Raw genomic sequence first — 19,284 nt, 5'->3', positions numbered from 1 at the left:
ACGGAAATCTAGGCTAGGGGTTACGTGGTGTCGCCGGCGCGTTTAATGGCGCGGTAGACGGTTGAGCGCGCCACTGAGAAGAGTTCGGCTAGTTCCACCGTCGTGTGCGTCCCTGCCCGGTGAACGGAGACCAGATGTGTTTCCTGTATTTTCGAGAGCTTGGGCTGCTTCCCCCGCAGGCGGCCCCGCCTCTGGGAGTCTTCGGTCCGCGTCAGCCGCGCCCGGCACCGTATCTGTGGTCGGACGAGGAGATCGGACGTCTCCTGGCGGCGGCGCGTCAGATCCAGCCGCCGCTCACGGCAGCGACCCTCGCGGCGCTCCTCGGACTGCTCGCCGTGACAGGGATGCGCTTGGGAGAGGCCCTCCGCCTGGAGCGCCACGATGTCGACCCCGTCGAGGGAGTATTGACGATCCGGGAAGCCAAGTTCGACCGCCCCCGGCTGGTGCCGGTCCACCCGAGCGTGAGCGCGGCACTGCAGGCCTATGCCTCATGTCGCGACCAGCTGTGTCCGAAGCCGAGCTCGAAGGCCTTCTTCATCACCGCAGACGGCGCTACGGCAACCGGCGCCAACACGCGATACCTCTTCAATAAGATCACCACCTCCATCGGAATGCGCACCACGACAGTGCGACCCCGAATTCATGACCTGAGGCACTCCTTCGCGGTCCGCACTCTGACCGGCTGGCATCGCTCTGGCATCGACGTCAGCGGCAGAATGGCGGTGCTGTCGACTTACCTCGGCCATATCAATCCCGCAGGAACGTACTGGTATCTGTCCGCAACACCGGAGCTGATGGGACTCGCCGCGGCTCGCCTCGACATCCGGTTCGGAGGCGGACGATGACCGCTCGCGGCACGCCGGCCCCTGACCCTGCCGGTACGCCACCGGGGGAGAAGCGTGTTCAGCTGTGCTTCCTTGTTCTGGTCCAGCTGGTTGCGGCGGTGCTTTATCCGTTGGACGTGGAGCCAGACGCCCAGGACCCGTTCCTTCTCGGTGTCGGTTTTCTTGTGCCGGGGCCAGTCGTTGCCGGCGGCCCTGTAATCGGTGACCTCGGCCAGGCGCTGGCGCCACCGGGCTTCGTCGTCGGATTTGCGGGTGGATGGCTTCTCCCATCCGGCAATGACGCTCACGCCTTGCCTGTAGATGGGGGAGAGGGTCCCCAGGACGGCCTCCTGTCGGCGCCGGTGGATCCAGACGCCCATCGCCCGCTCCCGAGCTGTAGCCCCGCCCATGGTGGGGAGCCTGCCTTCAGCCTTGTGGAATGCGATCGTGTCGTACATGTTGCGCACCCCTGCGGCGAGGTTCCTTGAGGTTGAAGCGGTGGCTGCCTTGTGTTCCTCCCGGATAGCTGGCTCGGCCTGGGCAGCGATATAGAGGTGGTAGTGGACCGTGCTCGCTGCGACGCCGGTGCGGCCGCGATCTTCGGAGACGGGATTCCCTGGCGGTACATCTGCACCCATTCAGGGTGCGGGGCCGATCGTCTTATTTCCGTCATCAATGCCTTCTGCCCGCCGCTGCTCGGCGTTCCCGTCTCGTAGTCCAGCCATCCCAACACCCACCCCAGCACGGTACCGAAAGTCGGTTCGGCACGCGATCAGGCGGCACGACTTTCGGAACAACTTCTGAAACAAGATGATTACGCGGCGCGGACGCCAAAATATTGTCATTCCAAGTGGGCATGCTCGACGCCATCCCGCTCGCTAGGATGTGCACGTTGGGCAGTATCCGTGCCGTACCGGACACGTCCGGTCGGCGATGACCAGGAGGACAGGCGCATGGCAGGCAAGTTTGAAGTGTACAAGGACAGTTCCGGGGGCTTCCGATTCCGCCTCAAGGCCGGCAACGGAGAGGTCATTGCCACAGGAGAGTCCTACAGCAGCAAAGCAGCTGCGATGAAAGGTATCGATTCCGTGAAAGGCAACGCAGGATCAGACATCGTGGACCTGACCGAGTCCTAGATCCCAGCCTGCGCTGCGGGGGTCTCGTCGTGTGTGCACCGTTCGAACGGGGACCGGGTCCCCAGGCGCATTGAACTCTCACAATCCCCAAACAAAGGACCGGAGTAGCCGCCGTAACAGGGCGGCGACTCCGGTCCTTGCTCCCTCAATTCACGTCGATTGAGTCGCCACCGAAGTGCGAAATCAACGTCCCGCCACGCGTCTCCCACGTTCAAGGAACTGGAACACCCCAATTGGCGGGATCATGGTCAGATGGAAGAGCAGGTCAACCCTCCCCACATGGACCGGATAGAAATTTGTGGGAGTGCGATCCTAGGCCCAGGCCAGAGCAGCCCGCCCGGACCAGTAGCCGGCCGGTTCCACGGCAAAGTCTGGGAGTTTACTGAGGTCCGTGGGAGTGCGCGCGGCAAGGTTCGCCTGCACTTGGGCAGGTGTGACAGCGCCGCTGAGGACGATGTCCGCCCAAGGCTGGGCAAAGGCCGCACCGAGTGCGTACGCGTCCGTCGTTTGCCCGTCCAATGAGGCCAGCGCATTCACATGCTGCACGGGACCACCATCGGTGAGCCGTCCATTGGCCAACGCTTCCTTGACCACCACCAACCAACCCGCGGCGTGGGCCCTTTCCAACGCCGGTGCCGCCGATTGCTCCAGCACATTCCACGTTGCCTGGACGACCGTCAACGGTGAGTCCGGAACTGCACGTGCACGATCGATGACCTCGCCCTGTGCCGGACCGCTGGTGGAGATCCCGACGCGCACACCGGTACCGGCAAGTTGCCGGAGCCGGTCGAGCAGGTGGGTGTCCGTCAGCGCGGGACTGTCCGGGGTCACCGAATGGATCAGGTAGAAGTCCGGTCTGGTGCCCAGTGCCTCTACGGACTGGGGCAACTGGCGTTCGAACATGATGACGGAGTGCTCTTTGCGTTCATGCACTTCCGCGTCCATCTCCCAGTTACCGACGTACTCATACCCCCATTTGGAGCCGATGACGAGATCCCTGCGTTGCCCGGGGTGCCCGGCGAGCCAGGATCCGAGATACTTTTCGGCATGCCCGTAGGATCTGGCCGCATCGAAGTACCGCACACCTGAATCCCATGCAGCATCGAGCAGTTGATGCGCCCGGCCCTCCATGCGAGCTGGTGTCCGGTGGGATGGGTCACCCAGATCGTCGCCTCGGCCGGCGGTGATGTACGCGGGACGGCCAATGGCTGCCAGCCCCAGCCCGAGACGCCCATCGCTGCGCACGGTCATCCTAAACGCCTTCCGGTGACGTGATCGGACTGCAGCTTCCGTGGCGTGCACGAGCTCGAGCGCAATGTTGCGGTCCAGCAGATCGATTTCCGCTCCGTCGGGCTCTTCCCGGGTCCGGTCTAGGTTCTCCCGTCAGCTTTACAATTGAGGAACTCACTGCACGGAAGCACCCAGAGGCTGCCAAGTATGGGAGTTGCCGGTAGCGTCGGCGCCGGCTTCGAAGAAGATCGCGATGGTTACGGCGCCCGGATCAAGGACGCCACGGGCGAGCTCTCCCACGTAGGTGGCTCTGCCGCGGGTGGCGATGAGCTCAGTGGTTGATTCGGCACCTGCGCGTGCGGCCAGTGCCGCGTCCAGGAGGGCTTCTGCCAGGGTGCTGCCACGTTCTGCTGCTGCGGTGAGGGCCACCGACGCTGGCTCCAAAGCGTCGATCATGGTGTTGTCACCGACTTTGGCTCCGCCGAGTTTTTGGATGGTGGCCAAGCCAGCGGCGATGCCTTGGGCGATTTCATGGACGGCTGCGGCGTCGTTTTTGGTGCTTTTGGCGATGTCACGAAACCACATGCCGAACAGGGGGCCGCTGGTGCCGCCGGTGGCCATGAAGCCGCGGCTGGCGGCTTGGAAGACGTTGATGCAGGTGGCTTCGGCTGCGTCGGGCAGGCCCGCGTGGGTCCGTTCCAGGGCGGAAGCGATGTTGGTGCCGAAGTCACCATCACCGGCGAGCCGGTCCAGCTCAGTCAGGTAGGCCTGCGTCGAGCCGAACCGTTCGCTGAATGAGGTGATCCACGTCAGTGCAGCGGTGCCGTCGATGAGGTTGTTCATGGTATTTCCTTTAGTTGTTGTTTCGTTTACCAAGTAAGAGCAGGGGTGCGGACGGTGTCGTCCCATAGGCTGAGCAGTTCGTCGTCGGCCACCGTCAGGGTGACCGAAAGGCCATGCATGTTCAGGGACGACACGTAGGTTCCGGCCAAGATGCGGGCGACGGCGATACCGCGGCCGTTAAGGAGGTTGTGGACGTGGCGGGCGGCGATGGATAGTTCCAGCGGGTATGCGCCGCCGAGGCCGTTGACGATCGCGATGACCGACTGGCCGCGCTTGAGGTCAAGGCTCGCTGCCAAAGGGGAGACGAGTTGTTCGATCAGGTCATCGGCCGGTGCGTAGGGGATTCGCCCGGTGCCGCGTTCACCGTGGATTCCAACGCCGAATTCGACCTCGTGCGGTTCGAGCTCGAATGCGGCAGCGGATTCTCCCGGGTGGGCGCCAGCGTCCAGGGCGATGGCGAGGCTGCGGGAGCGTGCCACAACTCCGCGGCCAAGGGTTGCGATGGTGCTGGCGTCGGCGCCGCGTTCGGCTAGGGCGCCGCAGACCTTTTCGACGGTGACCACTGCAGCGGTTCCACGGCGTCCGGGGCCATCGTTGCCATTATCGGAGGCGAGGTCGTCATCGACCAGGACCTGCTCCACGGCAAAGCCGTCCTCATCAGCCAGGGCGGCGGCGATCTGGAAGTTCAGGACGTCCCCGGTGTAGTTCTTCACGATCTGCACGACACCTGCGCCGGTGTTAGCCAGCTGGGTGCCGGCGTGGACCTGGTCGGCTGTCGGGCTGGCGAATACAGCCCCGCACACGGCGACGTCGAGCATGCCGCTGCCGACAAATCCGGCGTGCAGGGGTTCGTGTCCGGAGCCGCCGCCGGAGACCAGCCCGACTTTGCCGGGTGTGAGGTTCTTGCGGGAGATGAGGTTGTTTTCGTTGTTGAATGTCACCAGTTCCGGGTAGGTCAGGACGAAGCCCTCGAGGGCTTCGTCGATGACGTTGTGGGGGTTGTTGATGATGTGACGGCGCACGGCTGTGGGCATGGGATTACTCCGGTTCTGCTAGTTGATGATGCGTCAGAGAGATCAATCGGGTTGTTAGGAAAGTTCGCCGAATCCTTGGAGGACGAGTTGTTTGACGGCGTTCACGGCCTGAGGTGCGTCGGGACCGTTGGCGTCGATGCGGATCTGGTCGTTCTTGCTCGCGGCGAGGGACAGGATCCCGATAACGCTGGAGGCGTCCACCGGGCCGCGTCCTGCGGTGGTGTTTGTCAGTTCGATCTCTGCACTGAATTTTCCGGCGGTCTGGACCAGCAGTGCCGCTGGCCGGGCGTGCAGGCCCATGGGGTTCATGAGGCGTTCCTCGGCGCTTGCTTGGTGATCGTTCGATGCGGGCGCCGATGGCGTTCCTGTTGGCCCGGTGACGGGTTGTGTCTTTTTCGCGTCGAGGGCGTTACTGGCGTCAGCGGCGATAACTTTCAGGGTGGCGCCCGCTGCGGCGCCAACGACGGCTGCCGTTGTCGCCTCCACGAAGGGCCCGTCACTGATGACGACTGGGTGGGTGCTTTCCCTCAGGTCGAGGGCCAGTGATGAGCTAAGAACGGCCGAGCCCAGGTCGGTGATGAGAAGGACACCGTCGGTGTCGGCCAGCTCATCGATCGCTGCTGCGATGGCCGTGGCGTCGGTACCGAAGCCTCCTGTGGCTCCTGCGGCGATGCGGATGGGCGGCTGGGTTTCGTGGACCATTTGCAGGGCCAGGTCCCGTGCAGCCTTGGCCAATGCTTCGCTGTGGGAGACAAGGACGATGCCGATCATCGGGTACTTCCTTCCTCGACGCTGGCAGCGAGTGCTGCGACAAGGATGGCCGCGGATGCGGCTCCGGGATCGATGTGCCCGGCACTGCGGTCGCCGAGGTACGAGGCGCGGCCTTTCCGGGCCACGAGGGGTTTGGTGGAGTCCCTGCCTTTGGACGCTGCGGCTGCGGCGGTGGCGATGGAGCCACGCAGGTCAGTACCGTTGGCCAGTGACTTCGCAAGAACCGTGGTGGCAGGTTCCAAGGCATCGATCATTGTTTTGTCGCCGATCCCAGCGTGTCCCCGGGCGATGACACCGTCCACACCGGCGCGGACAGCTCCTTCGAACTCCGCGGCCTTCAACTGCCCCGATGCTGGGCTGTTGCGGCCCATTTCCAGGAAGAAGGTGCCGTAGAGGGAGCCGCTGGCCCCGCCGACGGTGGAAACGAGTGTCATGCCGACGCTCTTGAGCAGGTCTTGGACGGTGGCCGGTGTTCCGGCGTCGAGTTTGGCGATGACCGCTGTGGTGCCGCGAACCATGTTGGTGCCGTGGTCAGCGTCGCCGATGGCGGAGTCCAGTTCCGTGAGCCAGTCCGCCTGTGAGGTGATGTCTGCAGCGAAGCGTTGCAGCCAGGCGTGAAGGGCTTCGACGGTGAGTTCTTCTTCGGTCATGTCAGGCCTTCCAGCGCAGGGCGGGAGTGTCCACAGGGGCGTCCCAGAGGTGAAGGATTTCCTCGTCAGCTTCGACGAGGGTCAGGGAGCAGCCGGCCATGTCCAGGCTGGTGATGTAGTCCCCGACCAGGGACCGTGCGAGCGTGATGTTGCGTTCCTTGAGCCGGTCGGCCACCTCGCCGAACATGGCGTATAGCTCGATCAGCGGGGTTCCCCCGAGACCTGTCAACAGGGCGATGACCGGTTTGCCTGTGAAGTCGTAGTCGGTGGTGATCGATTCGACCAGTGCTTCGGACAGTTCGGCGGCGCTCATGACGGGCACGCGTTTACGGCCCGGTTCGCCGTGGATGCCAACACCAAGTTCCATTTCCCCTCCGGGAAGTTCGAAGCTGGGCCTGCCGACGGCAGGAACCGTACAGCTTGTCAGTGCCGCGCCCATGGAACGTCCGGCATGGGCGATCCGTTCGGCCAGTACGCGGACTTTCTCCAACGGCCAGCCTTGGGCTGCTGCGGCGCCGGCGACTTTTTCCAGGATCAACGTGGTGCCGACTCCGCGGCGTCCAGCTGTCCAGGTTGAGTCCTCGACTGCGACGTCGTCGGCAACGATGACTGTGGCAATTTCGATTCCTTGTTCGCGGGCGAGTTCGGCCGCCATCTCGAAGTTGAGTAGGTCACCTGTGTAGTTCTTGACGACAAAGAGGACACCGGAGCCGGAGTCCACACCGCTTGCTGCGGCGAGGATCTGGTCGGGAGTGGGGGAGGTGAAGATTTCACCGGCGCAGGCTGCGTCCAGCATTCCAGCGCCGACGAAGCCGCTGTGCAGGGGCTCGTGTCCGGAACCGCCGCCGGAAACCAGTGCGACGCGTCCCTCCCGCGGTGCCGTGCTGAAAATGACGCGGTTTTCGAAGTCCACGGACAGTTGGTTGTGGGCTGCGGCGACACCGCGCAGTGCGTCGGCCAGCAACGTCTGTGGGGAATTGATCAGTTTCTTCATGCCCGGGAGTCCTGCTCCACGAGAGCTTCTGCGGGGGCCGGAACAGCTACGACTCCGCCCAGGCCGGGGACGGTGGTTTTTTCCAGGAAGTCGGTGGCAAGCTTGTGGCAGGAGCGGTTTTCGCCCATAACTAAAGTTCTCCTTTGAACGAGTTCGACATTATCGATTGCGTTTCGCTATTATCGAATAATGCCGTTTAGGTTCCTCGGTGTCAAGAGGCTAATTTTGATTGTTAAGTACAGAAGCAACCGATGATGGGAGGGGAACGCTGTGATCCAGTCGATTGACCGCGCGGCTAGGATCCTCGGGCTCCTTCAAGGGGCGCGACGCCTTGGGATCTCCGAACTTGCCGCGGCGTTGGAGCTTCCGCCCTCCACTGTCCATGGACTTGTGAAGTCGCTGCAGGCGCACGGCCTGGTTGCCCAGGAAAGTGCCGGCAACCGTTACGTCCTTGGTCCGGCGTTGCTGAGACTTTCCAGCGTCTATCTCGACACATTGGATGTCCGCTCCCGTGCGATGCGGTGGATGCATGAACTCTCCCGTCGGACCGGTTATGCCAGCCGATTGGGCGTGAACCTTCTCGATGAAGTCTTGATCATCCATCACGACCGTCGGCCCGACGGCACTGAACAGATGCCTGAAACAGGCCTAAACCTCCCGACCCACGCATCGGCCCTCGGAAAGGTGTTGCTCGCTTACAACCCTGAGCTAGAAGATGAGGTGCTCGGCAGGCCGATGGCCGAATTCACTGCCGAAACGATGACCGATCCTACTGCGCTCCGTGCACAGCTGGAAGAAGTGCGGAAGAATGCGCTCGGGTTCGAGTACGAGGAAGCAATCATCGGCGAGGCCTCAGTCGCCACCCCCATTTATGGTGAGAGTGGCACGGTGGTCGCAGCACTGTCGGTAGTGCTTTCCGTCAGTGAGTGGCCGGCAGGCGAGGGCACTATCCGCGAACTCCGCGACGCGGCGTGGACTATTTCACGGGAACTCGGAGCCTCTGCCTGGTCCCCTCAGGCCCGCTAGCGTTGCGTTTACGTAGAGTAATACTCAGAACGATTCAGCGGCGAAAAGACTTAGTTGGTGTGCTCGACAACCCTGTCGCTAGGGACCTCAACCGCCGGATCACGAAGCTTCCGGCGGCTGAGGAGTCCTTTCGTGAGGCGGGTTAGCGGGCCAGAAGGTCTCTGAGGTGTCCGTCCACTTGGCCCATGTAGTTCGGTTCGAACCCGTTCAAGGCGAAGTGGCCTTCTTTGGATTCAATGACCCGGAGTTCTGAATTTGGAATCAGTGCATGATCTGCGCTGTGCTCGTGGGGCGGGAAGAAAAGATCATGGCTGATCGGGAGCACAAGCGTATCGGCTTCTATTCTGCCCAGTGCCGCTGCAATGTCGCCTCCGGTGTGGCGGGAGACGTCTGCACGTTGCCATTTCCATATCTGGGCGAGCAGGGTGTTCGGATCCATGGGATCGAAGTATGCCTTCATCACACCATTAATGAAGTCTGTCGGGGACGACATGCCGAGAACCGTACGCCAGCGTTCCTCCTGGTAGAACTCTGCGCTCCATCCGAGGTTAGCGACAATCTTCGCCATGCGGCCCATTCCAGTACGTACGTCCGTGCCCGCCTTATACCAACCATCGTTCCAATTCGGATCGGAAGTGAGTGCTTCCTGAAGTGACTGGGTGAAGATCACCTGATGGTGTGAGATCCGCGCGGTTGCGGCAATAGGGGCGGCGCGGCGGACCGCCGACGGATACCGGACCGCCCATTCGTACACCTGCTGGCCACCCATTGATCCGCCCACGACCAGAGCAAGTGAATCGATCCCAAAAAGTTCAGTGACGAGCTTGTGCTGTGCGCGCACGTCGTCGCCAATTCGAACTTTCGGAAATCTAGCATGGGACTGAGGAACTGGTGTGTTGTTCGGCGACGACGACGTTCCGCTGCCGATTTGGTCCACAACGATGATGAAGTACGTTGCCGGGTCCAACGCATGATTGGCGCCTATGTAAACGTCTTCCATGATCTTGCCGGTACCGGAAAACCAGGTGGTAACGAGCACGGCATTGTCTTTAGCTTGGTTCAAATGCCCGAAGGTGCGGTAGGCGAGCTTTGCTCCTCTGAGCGTCTCGTGGTCCTCTTCAAGGACGAAGTCTCCAAGGTCAAACAGCTTGTATTGGCCCTGCATGGACTCATCGGTATAGAAGGTATTGTCAGTCATTCCGGTCTTTCTTTCTGGATTCGGAGGCGATTGGACTGGTGTATTCACGCGTCCAAGGTTGCAACCTCGTTCTTAGCGACGGACACTGCTGGCAACTCGCGCGGAGGAAGAGTCTGGTAAACCAGCGCGGCTGCAACTCCGCCGATGAGCTGCGCTATTACATAACCAGGCAACTGCTCCCAGAGAACGCTGCCTCCAAAGATCTGGAGTGCCAGCATGGGGCCGAAGTTGGCAGCGGGGTTGATCGATGCTGCGGACGTAGCGCCGAGCGTAATGACAAGGGCCCCGACGACGGCGCCGATGCCCAGACCTGCGAAGCCTGGAGCGGCCTTGCGATGAATTACGCCGAGGACGACGAATACGAGCGCAAAAGTGCCGATAAAGGTCGCAGTCATGACGCTCCACGGAGACAGCGACGGCCCGTAGGCGGTCGTCCCTAACCCGTTGGTGATACCGGCCTGGCCGAGGACGGCAGCGATGCCGAGGGCTCCGATGGCCGCGCCAACTAACTGCGCAACGACGTACCCGGGCACATACCTCCAAGGCATCTGACCAGACACTGCAAGCCCGAGGCTCACCGCCGGATTCACGTGCATTCCGCTGATATGACCGAGCGTGTACACGAGGGCAATAACAATCAACATCCATGCAAGGGCGATAACCCCGAGATCTGCCATAGAAATCCCGCGGTCGCCGTTAAGGATTAGGGTCGCCGGGACGGACCCGGCACCTACAAGAACGAGTAAGGCGGTGCCGAGGACTTCCGAGAACAGCTTCTGCCACAGTTTGGAATCTTCCATAAAAACTCTCCTTCGAGTTTATGACGACGATGTCGAAGAACATTCGATATTACCGAATGAGATTCAAGATATGCCCCTAGCGTTTGCCTGTCAATAGGCCGAGTGATGGACTTGCACCGCCCGGACCATACCAGCCGGCCTGATCGAACCACTGGGGTCGAGAGAGCCAGCGATGGAGCGAGGAGAGCCTGTAAACCCCCGCGGACGGGCACATCGAATCCCTCAGCGGGGATGACTGGCCCGTTTACTGAATGCGAAGGCGAGATCCAAATTCGCTCTTAACCGTCGCGCCGCGCCGTCTAACGGATCCTTTTTCGTAGGAAATGTCCCACCAACGAACGGCTCGCTGATGCGCGGAATCAGGAAGAGGTCTGGAATCGAGAAAGCAGTCATCGGCGCAGCTAATACCCCCGCGAAGCAAAGGAGGAGGTCGGGATCCCCCGACCTCCTCCTTTGCTTCCATGCGGAAGATCGTTTATCCGCAGGTTGGCCCACCGGACTGAGTCGCGGCAACGGTCCCACTGTCAATGGCCAGTAGCTTCTGCCACGGCGGCCAGCTGATGTGCCCGCTGATTGGTTCGGCGGGGTTGGCTGTTGGGTTGGATAGCTCAGGGACACGCCCATTGAGTCCGCATGTCTGGTGTGGGCCGGGCTCCGCCTGACTAGGGGATGGATCCGCCGAATCCGGCTCTGGCTTCTGTGCGCAGGGGGACGTGACCCATGCAACAAAAAGATCCAAAAAGCCATTGACCGGTCATAGACATAATTGTACGGTCAATTACATGAGCACCCCACTGTACGTGAAGATTCGCACCGGCCTGGAGGCACGGATCCATTCGGGCGACCTTCCTCCTGGCGCGAGGATGCCTACGGAGGCAGAGTTGCAAGCCGAGCATGGTGTAAGCCGCTCTGTTGCCCAACGGGTCCTGAACGACCTGGCCCATGCTGGCCTTGTCGTGCGGCAGAAACGCTTGGGAACTCACGTTGCCGAAGGTGCTCGGCAGGTGAACCTCTTGCGCTCGATTGACCCGAGGATTGGCAGCGCTGGTATCCCTGGCAGGACTGCGGTCGTGTCAGCGGGCGTAATGCCTGCGGGCAAGGCTGAGGTTGACGTGCCGGGTATCGACGATGACGAAGCTGTGATCCAGCTCGTCCGCGTGAACTACGACCAGGACGAGAAACCGTTCATGGTCGAGGTCGCCGCTATTCCCTTCAGCTTGGCTCCCCGCTTGCTCGAAGAAGAGCTGGAGGAACTGGCGGTGCGAGCCTACTTCGCCAGCACCGGAGTGCAAATCGCGCGATCCAGAATGTACTTCGACCCGATCCTGCTGGAACAGCGACACGCGGTCCTGCTAGGCATCGATCCCGGAGTGGCTGTCCTCAGGCGAAGAAGGCTTATGTGGCAGCCAAACGGTCAGATCGCTGAGTCCACCGCCTACTACCTACGGCCGGACGCCATCGACTTCTACGTCGAGTACAGCGAACAGAACCACTGATGGCTCATGAACAGTGCGGTTCGTGAGATCCCCCAATAACAACTCAGTCAGAGAGAACAACGCCATGAAGCGAGTAACAATTCTGGCCCTTTCCACCATGGTGGGGCTTTTGGCAGTCAGCGCTTGCGCCAACCCCACCGTGGACGACGGCGGCCAGCAAGCGGGAAGCGCGGACATCGTCGCCTCCGTCCAGAAGGACGACACTATCGCCGGGATGCTCCCGGAAGAGACTAAGAAGAATGGCCGGATAGTCGTATCCATTAACGCGGATGTCGAACCGGTGAAATTCATTGATTCCGACGGCAAGATCAGCGGGCTCAATCCCGATCTCCTTCGGGCAGCAGGGAAGGTGCTGGGAACTGAAATCGACTTGCAGGAAGGCACGTTTGATGGCATGGTCCCTGGCCTGGAGGCCAAGCGTTATGACGCTATTGCCTCTATCGGTGACTTCGTCGAACGCCAAACAAAGATCGATTTCATCGACTATCTCAAGAACGGCACTGCAGTCATGGCCGACAAGTCCTTGAAGCAAGACTCGCTCACACCTGAGCGGTTCTGCGGCCTCAGGATCGGATATGCCCGGGGAACGTCCCAGCAAGGCAATTTGGAGAAGACAGCAACGCAGTGTGAAACCACCAGTGCGGCCAAGCTGGAGATCAACGGCTACCAAGATACCGGCGCTGGCATCTTGTCCGTGAAGAGCGGTGCCGCAGATGCGTTCTGGGGAGACCTTCCGCAGATGCTCTACAACGTGAAGAAGGAGCCAGAGCTTTTCAAGATCGTCTATACCGAACAAAAGAGCGTGCTGGGGATTGGCATCAACAAGGACAACCCGCAGCTCCGGGATGCCCTGCAGGCTGCTCTGCTCAAACTCGTCAAGGACGGGGTTTATGAGGACTTGCTGGCTAAATGGGGACTGCAGGACTTCGGCATTCCCGAGATGCCGATTAACAGCAAGAACAAGCTCGGAGGCAAGTAGAAATGTCCAGCCTGCTAATGCGACGGAAGGTAAGCCCTCCTTCAGCGCACGGCTCTCCAAAGGACCTTGCTTCACTGACGATCAGGCCCAGGATCGGGCTGGGGCACTGGCTTACCATTGCCCTGGCCGTCTATCTGGGCCTGACGTTGATCCAGTTTGTTGTCTTCAACGACAACTGGAAATGGGACGTCGTTTTCTCCTACCTGTTCAGCCAAGTGATTATGAACGGGCTGCTGAACACCATATATCTGACCGTACTCACCACAGTCCTGGGACTGATCCTGGGAGTATTCACGGCATGGTGCCGGATGTCGCCCTTCGTTGTTCTCCGGACTTTGGCCATTCTTTACATCTGGCTCATGCGAGCCATGCCGCCGTTGGTTATGTTGCTGGTTGTCTTCTTCTTCGGCGCCCTGGCACCTACCCTGAGCATTGGAATCCCCTTTGGACCAAGCTTCGCCGAAGTGCCGACCAATGACGTCATCACGCGCTTCAGCGCCGCGATCATTGGACTGTCGGTCTATCTCGGCGCGTACACTGCCGAAATCTTCCGAGGGGGGATCCTGTCCCTGCCCTCCGGTCAGTTCGAGGCTTGCAAATCGCTGGGCATGCCACCGTTCAAGGCGTACCAGAAGATCCTTGGCCCCCAGCTCATCCGTGTGATCATCCCGTCGCTGGCGAACGACGTGATCACCATCTTCAAGAGCACTTCGTTGGTCTCTGTTATCGGCTATACCGAACTGTTGACCACCGTGCAGACCATTTATGCCCGGAACTTTGAGACTATCCCGTTGCTCGTGGTGGCCGTCATTTGGTACCTGGTGCTCACCAGTATTGCCATGTTCGGCCAAGCGCGGCTTGAAAAGCGCTTCGGCCGAGGATTCGCGCGTCGAAATCCCGGCAGTCCCAAAGCGGCCCTGGCAGCTGCAGCCAAAGAAGACCTCGCCGGAGGCGTGAAATGACAACCGACCTGAAAACAGAAACCCCGCTGCTCCAACTTGTAGGCGTCAGCAAGCACTTCGGTGAGCTCCGCGCCGTGGACGATGTAAGCCTGAACATCAATGCGGGGTCAGTGACCTGTCTCGTAGGCCCTTCCGGCTCCGGCAAGAGCACGCTGCTGCGCACTGTGAACATGATGGAAGCCATCGACGGCGGCGCGATTTTCTTCGAGGGAAGAATGATCGGGCACGAAGTCCGGAAAGGACACCGAGTGCCGGTTTCGAAGAGAGTAGCGCGCAAGCAGACACTCAACTTTGGCATGGTGTTCCAGCACTTCAACCTGTTCCCTCATTACACCGCCCTTGAAAACGTCACCATCGCCCCCATGATCGTCAAAGGCGTCAAAAAGGAAGCTGCCAAGGAAATTGGCCGCAGAGTCCTGCAGCAAGTGGGGCTCGGAAACCGGATGGATCACTACCCAAGTGAACTATCAGGCGGACAGCAACAACGCGTGGCCATTGCCCGCGCGCTGGCGATGGAACCGAAGGTTCTGCTGTTCGACGAACCAACCAGTGCACTGGACCCTGAACTTGTCAGCGAAGTGCTGACGGTCATGCGCGGCCTTGCCGACCTCGGATCAACAATGATGATCGTCACCCACGAAATGCGGTTCGCCGAAGACGTCGCCGACGAGGTCATCATGATGGACGCCGGCCGCATCATCGAACGCGGCGCACCTAAAACCGTGCTGCACAGCCCCTCAACCCCGCGAGCCAAGAAGTTCTTCGCCTCCGTCGGGACCCTCGCACCCCAAGAAAGGCTTGACGCACAGTGAAGCAGACAGTTCTCATCGTCGGCGCCGGAATCATCGGATGCTCACTGGCGGATGAATTGACGCGCCGCGGCGCCGCCGTCACCGTTGTCGATGCCGCAGAGGTTGGATCCGCGACGAGTGCGGCAACATTCGCCTGGGTGAACTCCAACGACAAATCACCTCACGAGTACAGCCGCCTCAACCTGCTCGGGCTCCAAGCACATGAACGCGCAGCCCGCTCGGCAGGCAAGGGCGGCTCCAGATGGTTCCATCAGATCGGCAACGTGCAGATCGCACAAACCGACGACGAGATGGCAGCCATAGAACTCCAAGTCCAGCAGCACGCCGCCAAAGGATACGAAGCGCAGCTCCTGAGCGCCGCCAACGTCCGCGCCCTGGAGCCTTCGCTTCAAGCCCCCAGGCTCAAGGGCGGAGCCCTGTTCCCGAAAGAAGGCTGGGTCGACACACTGACAATGTGCTCCAGCCTCGTCAACCGCGCCGTCGAAGCAGGAGCGGTCTTTGCTCCCTACGAGACCGTCACAAACGTTCAGCCAAATCTGGTCACGACCCGAACCCCTGACGGAGATGTTCGACACCGTACTGCAGACGTCATCGTCCTGGCCGCCGGCAACGGAAACCGCGGCATCCTCTCCACGGCCGGTATTGACTTCCCGACGCTCGAACCTACACGGAGTGGCAGCTCCGGCAAAGACTCCGGAGTCGGAATCATCAGTACCACCGGTCCCGTTCGTTCTGGCATCAGGCACATCGTTCGAGCCGAAGGCATCGCAATGCGACCGGCCCGCAATGGAGGTATCACGTTCGCCGACCACCCAACCGGGGGCAAATGGGATCTCGACGACCCGAGGATCTGGACCGTACCGGCGCTCCTGTTGGATAGGGTCCGCGAACTGTACCCATCCATGAAAGACGCTGCCACCGAAAACGTCCGCTTGGGTATTCGCGTACTTCCGGAAGACGGACTCACCATCGCCGACTGGATCATCGACGACCATTCGCTCTACGCCGTGGCAACCCACAGCGGAGTCACACTGGCAGCTCACCTCGCTGAAACCGTTGCCGAGGAAGTGCTCACTGGAACCAGGCACGAGTCCCTTGAGAGCTTTGGGCTCTCACGGTTCTCCGTTGCTTCCGAAACAGCGGAAGCCGGGACCAAATGACGCGTTTTGTCGATGTCCGAAATATGGTTCGATGGGCGGCCGTTCGTGGGCCGGAGAAGATCATGTCCGACATGATTCACTACCTGGATGACTTCCGCCGCTGGCCGTCCTTCGACAAAACGCCAGCCATTTCGTCAATACGCGCGCGGAGCTTGTTCTCATAGTCGTGTTCAATCTGAGAATTCCGGACCAGCTCCTCAGCATTCAGACCCACCGAGAGGCCAAGCTGTACAAGAGCGCGCTCAGTCCTCCGCAGGCTCGGGATCGTCTTCTTGACCGCAGCCTCATAAGCTTCGTTGTGGTGACGCACAGTCTCCTGAACGACTACCTCCGGTATTAACCACTCGACCCTTGAGAGTGTAGCGGCGGCGCCAGAGGCCACCTTTTTTTGGAGCAACGGAGCCAGGCTCAGTTCCAAAGTTCTCTCGGGGTCCGACGTGGCTCCGGCAGGGAACATACCTCGTTTGTGCAGGTCAGGCGTCGTCGGGCGCCACTCTGGCGTGGGCCACAGGTGTGGTCCTAGTGTTTATACCCGTCGGAGTGTGGCCGGTTGAGTCGGGTCATCAGCTCGCGCTGGGGCAGTCCCGCCGGCCAGTCCCACAACGGCACCTCCAGCTGTTCAGGAATCTGCGCTTTTGAAGCTGAGTGTGTCTGCTCCGCTCTTCCACTGAAGGGAGTCCTGGCTGAAGGTCATTTCTACCGGACGTTTCAGGACTTCCAGGACCCACTGGTCTTGCCGGCTGAGCTCCTCCGGGCACCCTATAGCGCCGATGGCAAGGTCACCGGCGGTCATGGTGTTCCCGGTGATTTCCACTGGCCCGCTAATGGGCGCGCAGTTGGTCCTCACGCTCAGGTAAAGGTCCCCGTTTACGGAGTTCAGCTGAACCCTGAGGCTGCCCGACGCCACCCACGGCAGATTCCTCCCACCCGCTGTTCCGGAAGTGCTCGTATAGATGGCACACGGGGCCGATGGCAGGAACGCCGCACATGTTTCCTGGGGCGGGGTGGAGCTGGTCGGGGAGGTAGCGGAAGTCACAGGGATGGTCGGGGCGGGACTGAGGCTGGTCGAGGAAGGAGCCGATACGGAAGGACCTTGTCCGTCCGAAGTCTGGGCTCCGCAGGATGTCATTAGTGTGCCGATCAAGATGAGAGGAACGCCATAGTTCCAGACCCCAGTGCGCTTCATTGTGCTCCCTTGAAGGTGGACGCTGCTGGGAGCCTATACGCACGCAGCGGCTTTGTCTTGAAGCTGGCCAGAGGCCGTGTCACCAGAGGTGGATCCGCTGACTGTTGTAGCCGCAGCCGCGCCAGGCTGACACGAGTGTGGCTTGGTCTTCGCGAACGCCCATACCGGTCCCGGTCGCGCCTTCACCAGACAGGCGAAGTCATGCGTTCGTCTCCACCCGTAGGACTCTGCCAAAGGCTTGTCGGACTCCGGCAACGTCCCACGGCCTGTCCACATCCCAGGTCACCTCGGGGTCCGACGGGACTCCGGCAAGGAACAGACCTCGATTGTGCAGGTCAGGCGTCGTCGGGCGCCACTCTGGCGTGGGCCACAGGAGTGTGGTCCTAGTGCTTACACCCGCCGGGGTGTGGCCGGTTAAGCCGGGTCATGAGCTCGCGGTTGGCTGCCCGTGCCGCGTCGAGCTCGTCGCCGCGTTCTGAGAGTTGCCGGTGTTGTTCTGCGGCGTGTTGTTCCAGCTCGGTGACGCGGCGGTGCAGACGGTCGACATCGTCGGGGGCTCCGAGGCCGGACTCCCGCCACACCTGTTCGCCGAGATGCTCGGACAGGCGCTGGCTGAGTTGGGCGTTTTCGCGGGTCAGACGGGTGATGCGGTCATGAGCGTTGGCCAGGTCGGCTACGAGGGATGGCCTGCTGACGCTCGGTCCTCCGGTCCTTGCGGTGGTTGGTTCGGCGGCCTTGAGGAGCACCGCGGCGTGAAGGTCGCGGTGGCGATAGAGGAAGCTGCGGTCCACCCCGGCGCGGCGGGCGATCGCGGAGATGCTTATTTCGGTGCCCAGACGAACAGCTTGCTCGAGCGCGGCGAGGACACGTTGCCGGCATCTTGTGCTGTGGGCTTGCCGGGCCGCGGCGATGCCGTTGGTGTTATTGTTCACGGTCTCTCCAGTCCCGCGCTGGGATCGGGGTGGCCCCTGATCGCGGGCATACCCAGACTGGTGACCTGGCGGGTGCGCCGAACGGCCGAAATGGCGGCGGCGATGTCGGCTTGTTCGGCGGGGCGAGCTGTTCAAGATGTTCCCCGACCCGGTGCACGAGTTCTTTCACCCGGCGGATTTCTTCCTCTGAGGGTAAAGCTTCTGTTCTGGCCCAGTTTTCGAGATCGGTGGTGGCCAGCACGCGTTCGCGGTCACGGAGCAGGTCATGCAGGTATGCCTTCAACTCGGGCAGGTGCGAGGGATCGGTGTGGAAGTGATCGCAGCCGACGCAGCGAAACCGGAATGGACAGGAGCCACCCCCTGCCTGGACGTTAGAGGGTTCGTGACAGTTGCCGTAGGGCACCGATACCTGGCCGAGCGTGTGGCGCGCGTGCTCGTCTTCGAGTAAAGCCTGGGCGTCTCGCCAGAGGTGGTTGCCGTGCCGGTCGAACCGGTGGTCGGCCAGCCGGTCGACCGCGGCACGGCGGCGTTTCTCGCCGACCTGGTAATAGGCCTGAGTCGAGCTCAACAGCTCGTGGCCCATCAGCTCGGCGAGTACATCGAGCGCGACGCCGGCGTCAGCGTGCCGTTGCGCGTAGGTGTGTCGATAGGAGTAGGGCGTGATCGTGGTCAGGTCATAGCTGCTGCCGTCGGAGCGCCGGAGAGGAGAGGGCAGCGCAGCGATCCAGCCGCGGTGGGCCCGGCCGATGTGATGTCGGGCCATCGGACGCCGGCCATCCGGGTCTGGCTGGTCTGAGGGCAGAAGAACCAGCGAGGCCGGGTTGCTGTCGGGGAACCGCTGCCGGATTGCTTTCTGTTGGGTGGTGATTAGCTCGGCGGTCGCCTGGGTGATCGGAAGCCGCCGGCCGGGCCTGTTGTTCTTGAGGTCGTCGTAGACCAGGACATAGTTCCCGTCGTGGTCGCGGTCTAGGCAATCCCAAGGCAGGTCCAGGTAGATGTGCCGGGCGGGGAGGGGATCCCCGCCCGGCACATCTACCTGGACAAGAAATCAGGATCCACCACAAACCGGCCAGGACTGCATGAAGCCCTCGACCAGGCCCGCGAGGGGGATGTCATCGTGGTTCACACCCTGGACCGTGCTCATCGTGGGAGAGGTGCTTGCGATGGGTAGTGACGCTCCAGCGGCGGAAGTACCGGACCCGCTCATACATTTTGCTTCTGCCTACCACCGGCTGGCGCCCTAGAAGTTAC

At 61.4% G+C, this 19,284-nt stretch carries 23 protein-coding genes; 9 read left to right on the top strand and 14 right to left on the bottom strand.

Annotated elements, in window-relative coordinates:
• The first annotated feature begins 134 nt into the window (after positions 1 to 134).
• Positions 135 to 845 carry a tyrosine-type recombinase/integrase gene (locus tag NG701_RS21460; RefSeq protein WP_374208705.1) on the top strand — a complete coding sequence of 237 codons (711 nt, stop codon included), beginning with the start codon at positions 135 to 137 and terminating at the stop codon, positions 843 to 845.
• On the opposite strand, the gene NG701_RS16595 is transcribed toward NG701_RS21460, so the two are convergent.
• Positions 734 to 1,462 carry a helicase associated domain-containing protein gene (locus tag NG701_RS16595; RefSeq protein WP_252568876.1) on the bottom strand — a complete coding sequence of 243 codons (729 nt, stop codon included), beginning with the start codon at positions 1,460 to 1,462 and terminating at the stop codon, positions 734 to 736. The two genes, NG701_RS21460 and NG701_RS16595, sit on opposite strands and share 112 nt — an antisense overlap.
• A gap of 315 nt (positions 1,463 to 1,777) precedes the next feature.
• On the opposite strand from NG701_RS16595, the gene NG701_RS16590 reads away from it, so the two are divergent.
• Positions 1,778 to 1,960, top strand: a complete 183-nt coding sequence (locus NG701_RS16590) for a YegP family protein (RefSeq protein ID WP_252568875.1) — start codon at positions 1,778 to 1,780, stop codon at positions 1,958 to 1,960.
• Positions 1,961 to 2,272: 312 nt separating this feature from the next.
• Here NG701_RS16590 and NG701_RS16585 read toward each other — a convergent pair whose 3' ends face one another.
• The 7 genes from NG701_RS16585 to NG701_RS21030 all read right to left on the bottom strand — a co-directional run bounded on the left by NG701_RS16585 (position 2,273) and on the right by NG701_RS21030 (position 7,610).
• Positions 2,273 to 3,211: an aldo/keto reductase gene (locus tag NG701_RS16585; protein WP_252568874.1), complete on the bottom strand. Its 939-nt coding sequence runs from the start codon at positions 3,209 to 3,211 to the stop codon at positions 2,273 to 2,275.
• A 153-nt stretch (positions 3,212 to 3,364) separates the two neighbouring features.
• Positions 3,365 to 4,033 (bottom strand): dihydroxyacetone kinase subunit DhaL, encoded by a 669-nt coding sequence (gene dhaL, locus NG701_RS16580; protein ID WP_252568873.1) that lies wholly within the window; start codon positions 4,031 to 4,033, stop codon positions 3,365 to 3,367.
• Positions 4,034 to 4,059: 26 nt separating this feature from the next.
• Complete coding sequence (locus NG701_RS16575; RefSeq protein ID WP_252568872.1) at positions 4,060 to 5,067, bottom strand: dihydroxyacetone kinase subunit DhaK; 1,008 nt, start codon at positions 5,065 to 5,067, stop codon at positions 4,060 to 4,062.
• 54 nt (positions 5,068 to 5,121) lie between these two features.
• Positions 5,122 to 5,838, bottom strand: a complete 717-nt coding sequence (locus NG701_RS16570; RefSeq protein ID WP_252568871.1) for an HPr family phosphocarrier protein — start codon at positions 5,836 to 5,838, stop codon at positions 5,122 to 5,124.
• Positions 5,835 to 6,488: a dihydroxyacetone kinase subunit DhaL gene (gene dhaL, locus NG701_RS16565; RefSeq protein ID WP_252568870.1), complete on the bottom strand. Its 654-nt coding sequence runs from the start codon at positions 6,486 to 6,488 to the stop codon at positions 5,835 to 5,837. Before dhaL (NG701_RS16565) ends, NG701_RS16570 begins: the two co-directional genes overlap by 4 nt.
• A 1-nt stretch (position 6,489) precedes the next feature.
• Positions 6,490 to 7,482, bottom strand: coding sequence for a dihydroxyacetone kinase subunit DhaK (gene dhaK, locus NG701_RS16560; protein ID WP_252568869.1), 993 nt, complete (start codon positions 7,480 to 7,482; stop codon positions 6,490 to 6,492).
• Positions 7,479 to 7,610 carry a hypothetical protein gene (locus NG701_RS21030; RefSeq protein WP_256475890.1) on the bottom strand — a complete coding sequence of 44 codons (132 nt, stop codon included), beginning with the start codon at positions 7,608 to 7,610 and terminating at the stop codon, positions 7,479 to 7,481. Before NG701_RS21030 ends, dhaK begins: the two co-directional genes overlap by 4 nt.
• A gap of 142 nt (positions 7,611 to 7,752) precedes the next feature.
• On the opposite strand from NG701_RS21030, the gene NG701_RS21235 reads away from it, so the two are divergent.
• A complete protein-coding gene (locus tag NG701_RS21235; RefSeq protein ID WP_252568868.1) occupies positions 7,753 to 8,508 on the top strand; it encodes an IclR family transcriptional regulator in 756 nt (251 codons plus the stop codon).
• A 142-nt stretch (positions 8,509 to 8,650) separates the two neighbouring features.
• Here the strand turns inward: NG701_RS21235 and NG701_RS16550 are convergent, their stop codons facing one another.
• On the bottom strand, positions 8,651 to 9,706 hold the full coding sequence (locus tag NG701_RS16550) for an alpha/beta fold hydrolase (RefSeq protein ID WP_252568867.1): 1,056 nt from the start codon (positions 9,704 to 9,706) through the stop codon (positions 8,651 to 8,653).
• 44 nt (positions 9,707 to 9,750) lie between these two features.
• Positions 9,751 to 10,506 carry an MIP/aquaporin family protein gene (locus NG701_RS16545; protein ID WP_252568866.1) on the bottom strand — a complete coding sequence of 252 codons (756 nt, stop codon included), beginning with the start codon at positions 10,504 to 10,506 and terminating at the stop codon, positions 9,751 to 9,753.
• A gap of 782 nt (positions 10,507 to 11,288) precedes the next feature.
• Here NG701_RS16545 and NG701_RS16540 point away from each other — a divergent pair.
• The 5 genes from NG701_RS16540 to NG701_RS16520 are packed head-to-tail and all read left to right on the top strand — an operon-like array spanning position 11,289 to position 15,915.
• Entirely contained in the window at positions 11,289 to 12,002 is a 714-nt protein-coding gene (locus NG701_RS16540; RefSeq protein ID WP_252568865.1) for a GntR family transcriptional regulator, read from the top strand.
• Positions 12,003 to 12,024: 22 nt separating this feature from the next.
• On the top strand, positions 12,025 to 12,981 hold the full coding sequence (locus NG701_RS16535) for an ABC transporter substrate-binding protein (RefSeq protein ID WP_252568864.1): 957 nt from the start codon (positions 12,025 to 12,027) through the stop codon (positions 12,979 to 12,981).
• A 17-nt stretch (positions 12,982 to 12,998) separates the two neighbouring features.
• Positions 12,999 to 13,943: an amino acid ABC transporter permease gene (locus NG701_RS16530; protein WP_252568863.1), complete on the top strand. Its 945-nt coding sequence runs from the start codon at positions 12,999 to 13,001 to the stop codon at positions 13,941 to 13,943.
• Complete coding sequence (locus NG701_RS16525) at positions 13,940 to 14,755, top strand: amino acid ABC transporter ATP-binding protein (RefSeq protein ID WP_305884425.1); 816 nt, start codon at positions 13,940 to 13,942, stop codon at positions 14,753 to 14,755. The genes NG701_RS16530 and NG701_RS16525 overlap by 4 nt, the downstream gene beginning before the upstream one ends.
• The gene (locus NG701_RS16520) at positions 14,752 to 15,915 is read left to right on the top strand and encodes an NAD(P)/FAD-dependent oxidoreductase (protein ID WP_252568862.1); all 1,164 of its coding nucleotides are present in this window, start codon (positions 14,752 to 14,754) and stop codon (positions 15,913 to 15,915) included. Before NG701_RS16525 ends, NG701_RS16520 begins: the two co-directional genes overlap by 4 nt.
• 79 nt (positions 15,916 to 15,994) lie before the next feature.
• Here NG701_RS16520 and NG701_RS16515 read toward each other — a convergent pair whose 3' ends face one another.
• The 4 genes from NG701_RS16515 to NG701_RS21230 form a co-directional block, all read right to left on the bottom strand.
• Positions 15,995 to 16,312, bottom strand: coding sequence for a hypothetical protein (locus NG701_RS16515; protein ID WP_252568861.1), 318 nt, complete (start codon positions 16,310 to 16,312; stop codon positions 15,995 to 15,997).
• 222 nt (positions 16,313 to 16,534) lie between these two features.
• On the bottom strand, positions 16,535 to 16,822 hold the full coding sequence (locus NG701_RS16510) for an META domain-containing protein (RefSeq protein WP_252568860.1): 288 nt from the start codon (positions 16,820 to 16,822) through the stop codon (positions 16,535 to 16,537).
• Positions 16,823 to 17,484: 662 nt separating this feature from the next.
• On the bottom strand, positions 17,485 to 18,033 hold the full coding sequence (locus tag NG701_RS16505) for a DUF6262 family protein (RefSeq protein WP_252568859.1): 549 nt from the start codon (positions 18,031 to 18,033) through the stop codon (positions 17,485 to 17,487).
• Positions 18,023 to 19,063, bottom strand: a complete 1,041-nt coding sequence (locus NG701_RS21230; RefSeq protein WP_252568858.1) for a tyrosine-type recombinase/integrase — start codon at positions 19,061 to 19,063, stop codon at positions 18,023 to 18,025. Before NG701_RS21230 ends, NG701_RS16505 begins: the two co-directional genes overlap by 11 nt.
• On the opposite strand from NG701_RS21230, the gene NG701_RS21225 reads away from it, so the two are divergent.
• Entirely contained in the window at positions 19,031 to 19,204 is a 174-nt protein-coding gene (locus tag NG701_RS21225; protein WP_252568857.1) for a recombinase family protein, read from the top strand. The genes NG701_RS21230 and NG701_RS21225 overlap by 33 nt on opposite strands.
• The last annotated feature ends 80 nt before the right edge of the window (positions 19,205 to 19,284 follow it).

The organism is Pseudarthrobacter cellobiosi (assembly GCF_023913815.1).
GTDB classification, from domain to species: Bacteria; Actinomycetota; Actinomycetes; order Actinomycetales; family Micrococcaceae; genus Arthrobacter; species Arthrobacter cellobiosi.
This window is presented reverse-complemented; position numbering and strand designations above follow the sequence as displayed.

What these genes read in the sequence shown, in the direction of transcription:
- NG701_RS21460 (WP_374208705.1), top strand. Translation starts at nt 135, where the DNA reads ATGTGTTTCCTGTATTTTCGAGAGCTTGGGCTGCTTCCCCCGCAGGCG.
- NG701_RS16595 (WP_252568876.1), bottom strand. Translation starts at nt 1,462, where the DNA reads ATGGGTGCAGATGTACCGCCAGGGAATCCCGTCTCCGAAGATCGCGGC.
- NG701_RS16590 (WP_252568875.1), top strand. Translation starts at nt 1,778, where the DNA reads ATGGCAGGCAAGTTTGAAGTGTACAAGGACAGTTCCGGGGGCTTCCGA.
- NG701_RS16585 (WP_252568874.1), bottom strand. Translation starts at nt 3,211, where the DNA reads ATGACCGTGCGCAGCGATGGGCGTCTCGGGCTGGGGCTGGCAGCCATT.
- dhaL (WP_252568873.1), bottom strand. Translation starts at nt 4,033, where the DNA reads ATGAACAACCTCATCGACGGCACCGCTGCACTGACGTGGATCACCTCA.
- NG701_RS16575 (WP_252568872.1), bottom strand. Translation starts at nt 5,067, where the DNA reads ATGCCCACAGCCGTGCGCCGTCACATCATCAACAACCCCCACAACGTC.
- NG701_RS16570 (WP_252568871.1), bottom strand. Translation starts at nt 5,838, where the DNA reads ATGATCGGCATCGTCCTTGTCTCCCACAGCGAAGCATTGGCCAAGGCT.
- dhaL (WP_252568870.1), bottom strand. Translation starts at nt 6,488, where the DNA reads ATGACCGAAGAAGAACTCACCGTCGAAGCCCTTCACGCCTGGCTGCAA.
- dhaK (WP_252568869.1), bottom strand. Translation starts at nt 7,482, where the DNA reads ATGAAGAAACTGATCAATTCCCCACAGACGTTGCTGGCCGACGCACTG.
- NG701_RS21030 (WP_256475890.1), bottom strand. Translation starts at nt 7,610, where the DNA reads ATGGGCGAAAACCGCTCCTGCCACAAGCTTGCCACCGACTTCCTGGAA.
- NG701_RS16550 (WP_252568867.1), bottom strand. Translation starts at nt 9,706, where the DNA reads ATGACTGACAATACCTTCTATACCGATGAGTCCATGCAGGGCCAATAC.
- NG701_RS16545 (WP_252568866.1), bottom strand. Translation starts at nt 10,506, where the DNA reads ATGGAAGATTCCAAACTGTGGCAGAAGCTGTTCTCGGAAGTCCTCGGC.
- NG701_RS16540 (WP_252568865.1), top strand. Translation starts at nt 11,289, where the DNA reads ATGAGCACCCCACTGTACGTGAAGATTCGCACCGGCCTGGAGGCACGG.
- NG701_RS16530 (WP_252568863.1), top strand. Translation starts at nt 12,999, where the DNA reads ATGCGACGGAAGGTAAGCCCTCCTTCAGCGCACGGCTCTCCAAAGGAC.
- NG701_RS16525 (WP_305884425.1), top strand. Translation starts at nt 13,940, where the DNA reads ATGACAACCGACCTGAAAACAGAAACCCCGCTGCTCCAACTTGTAGGC.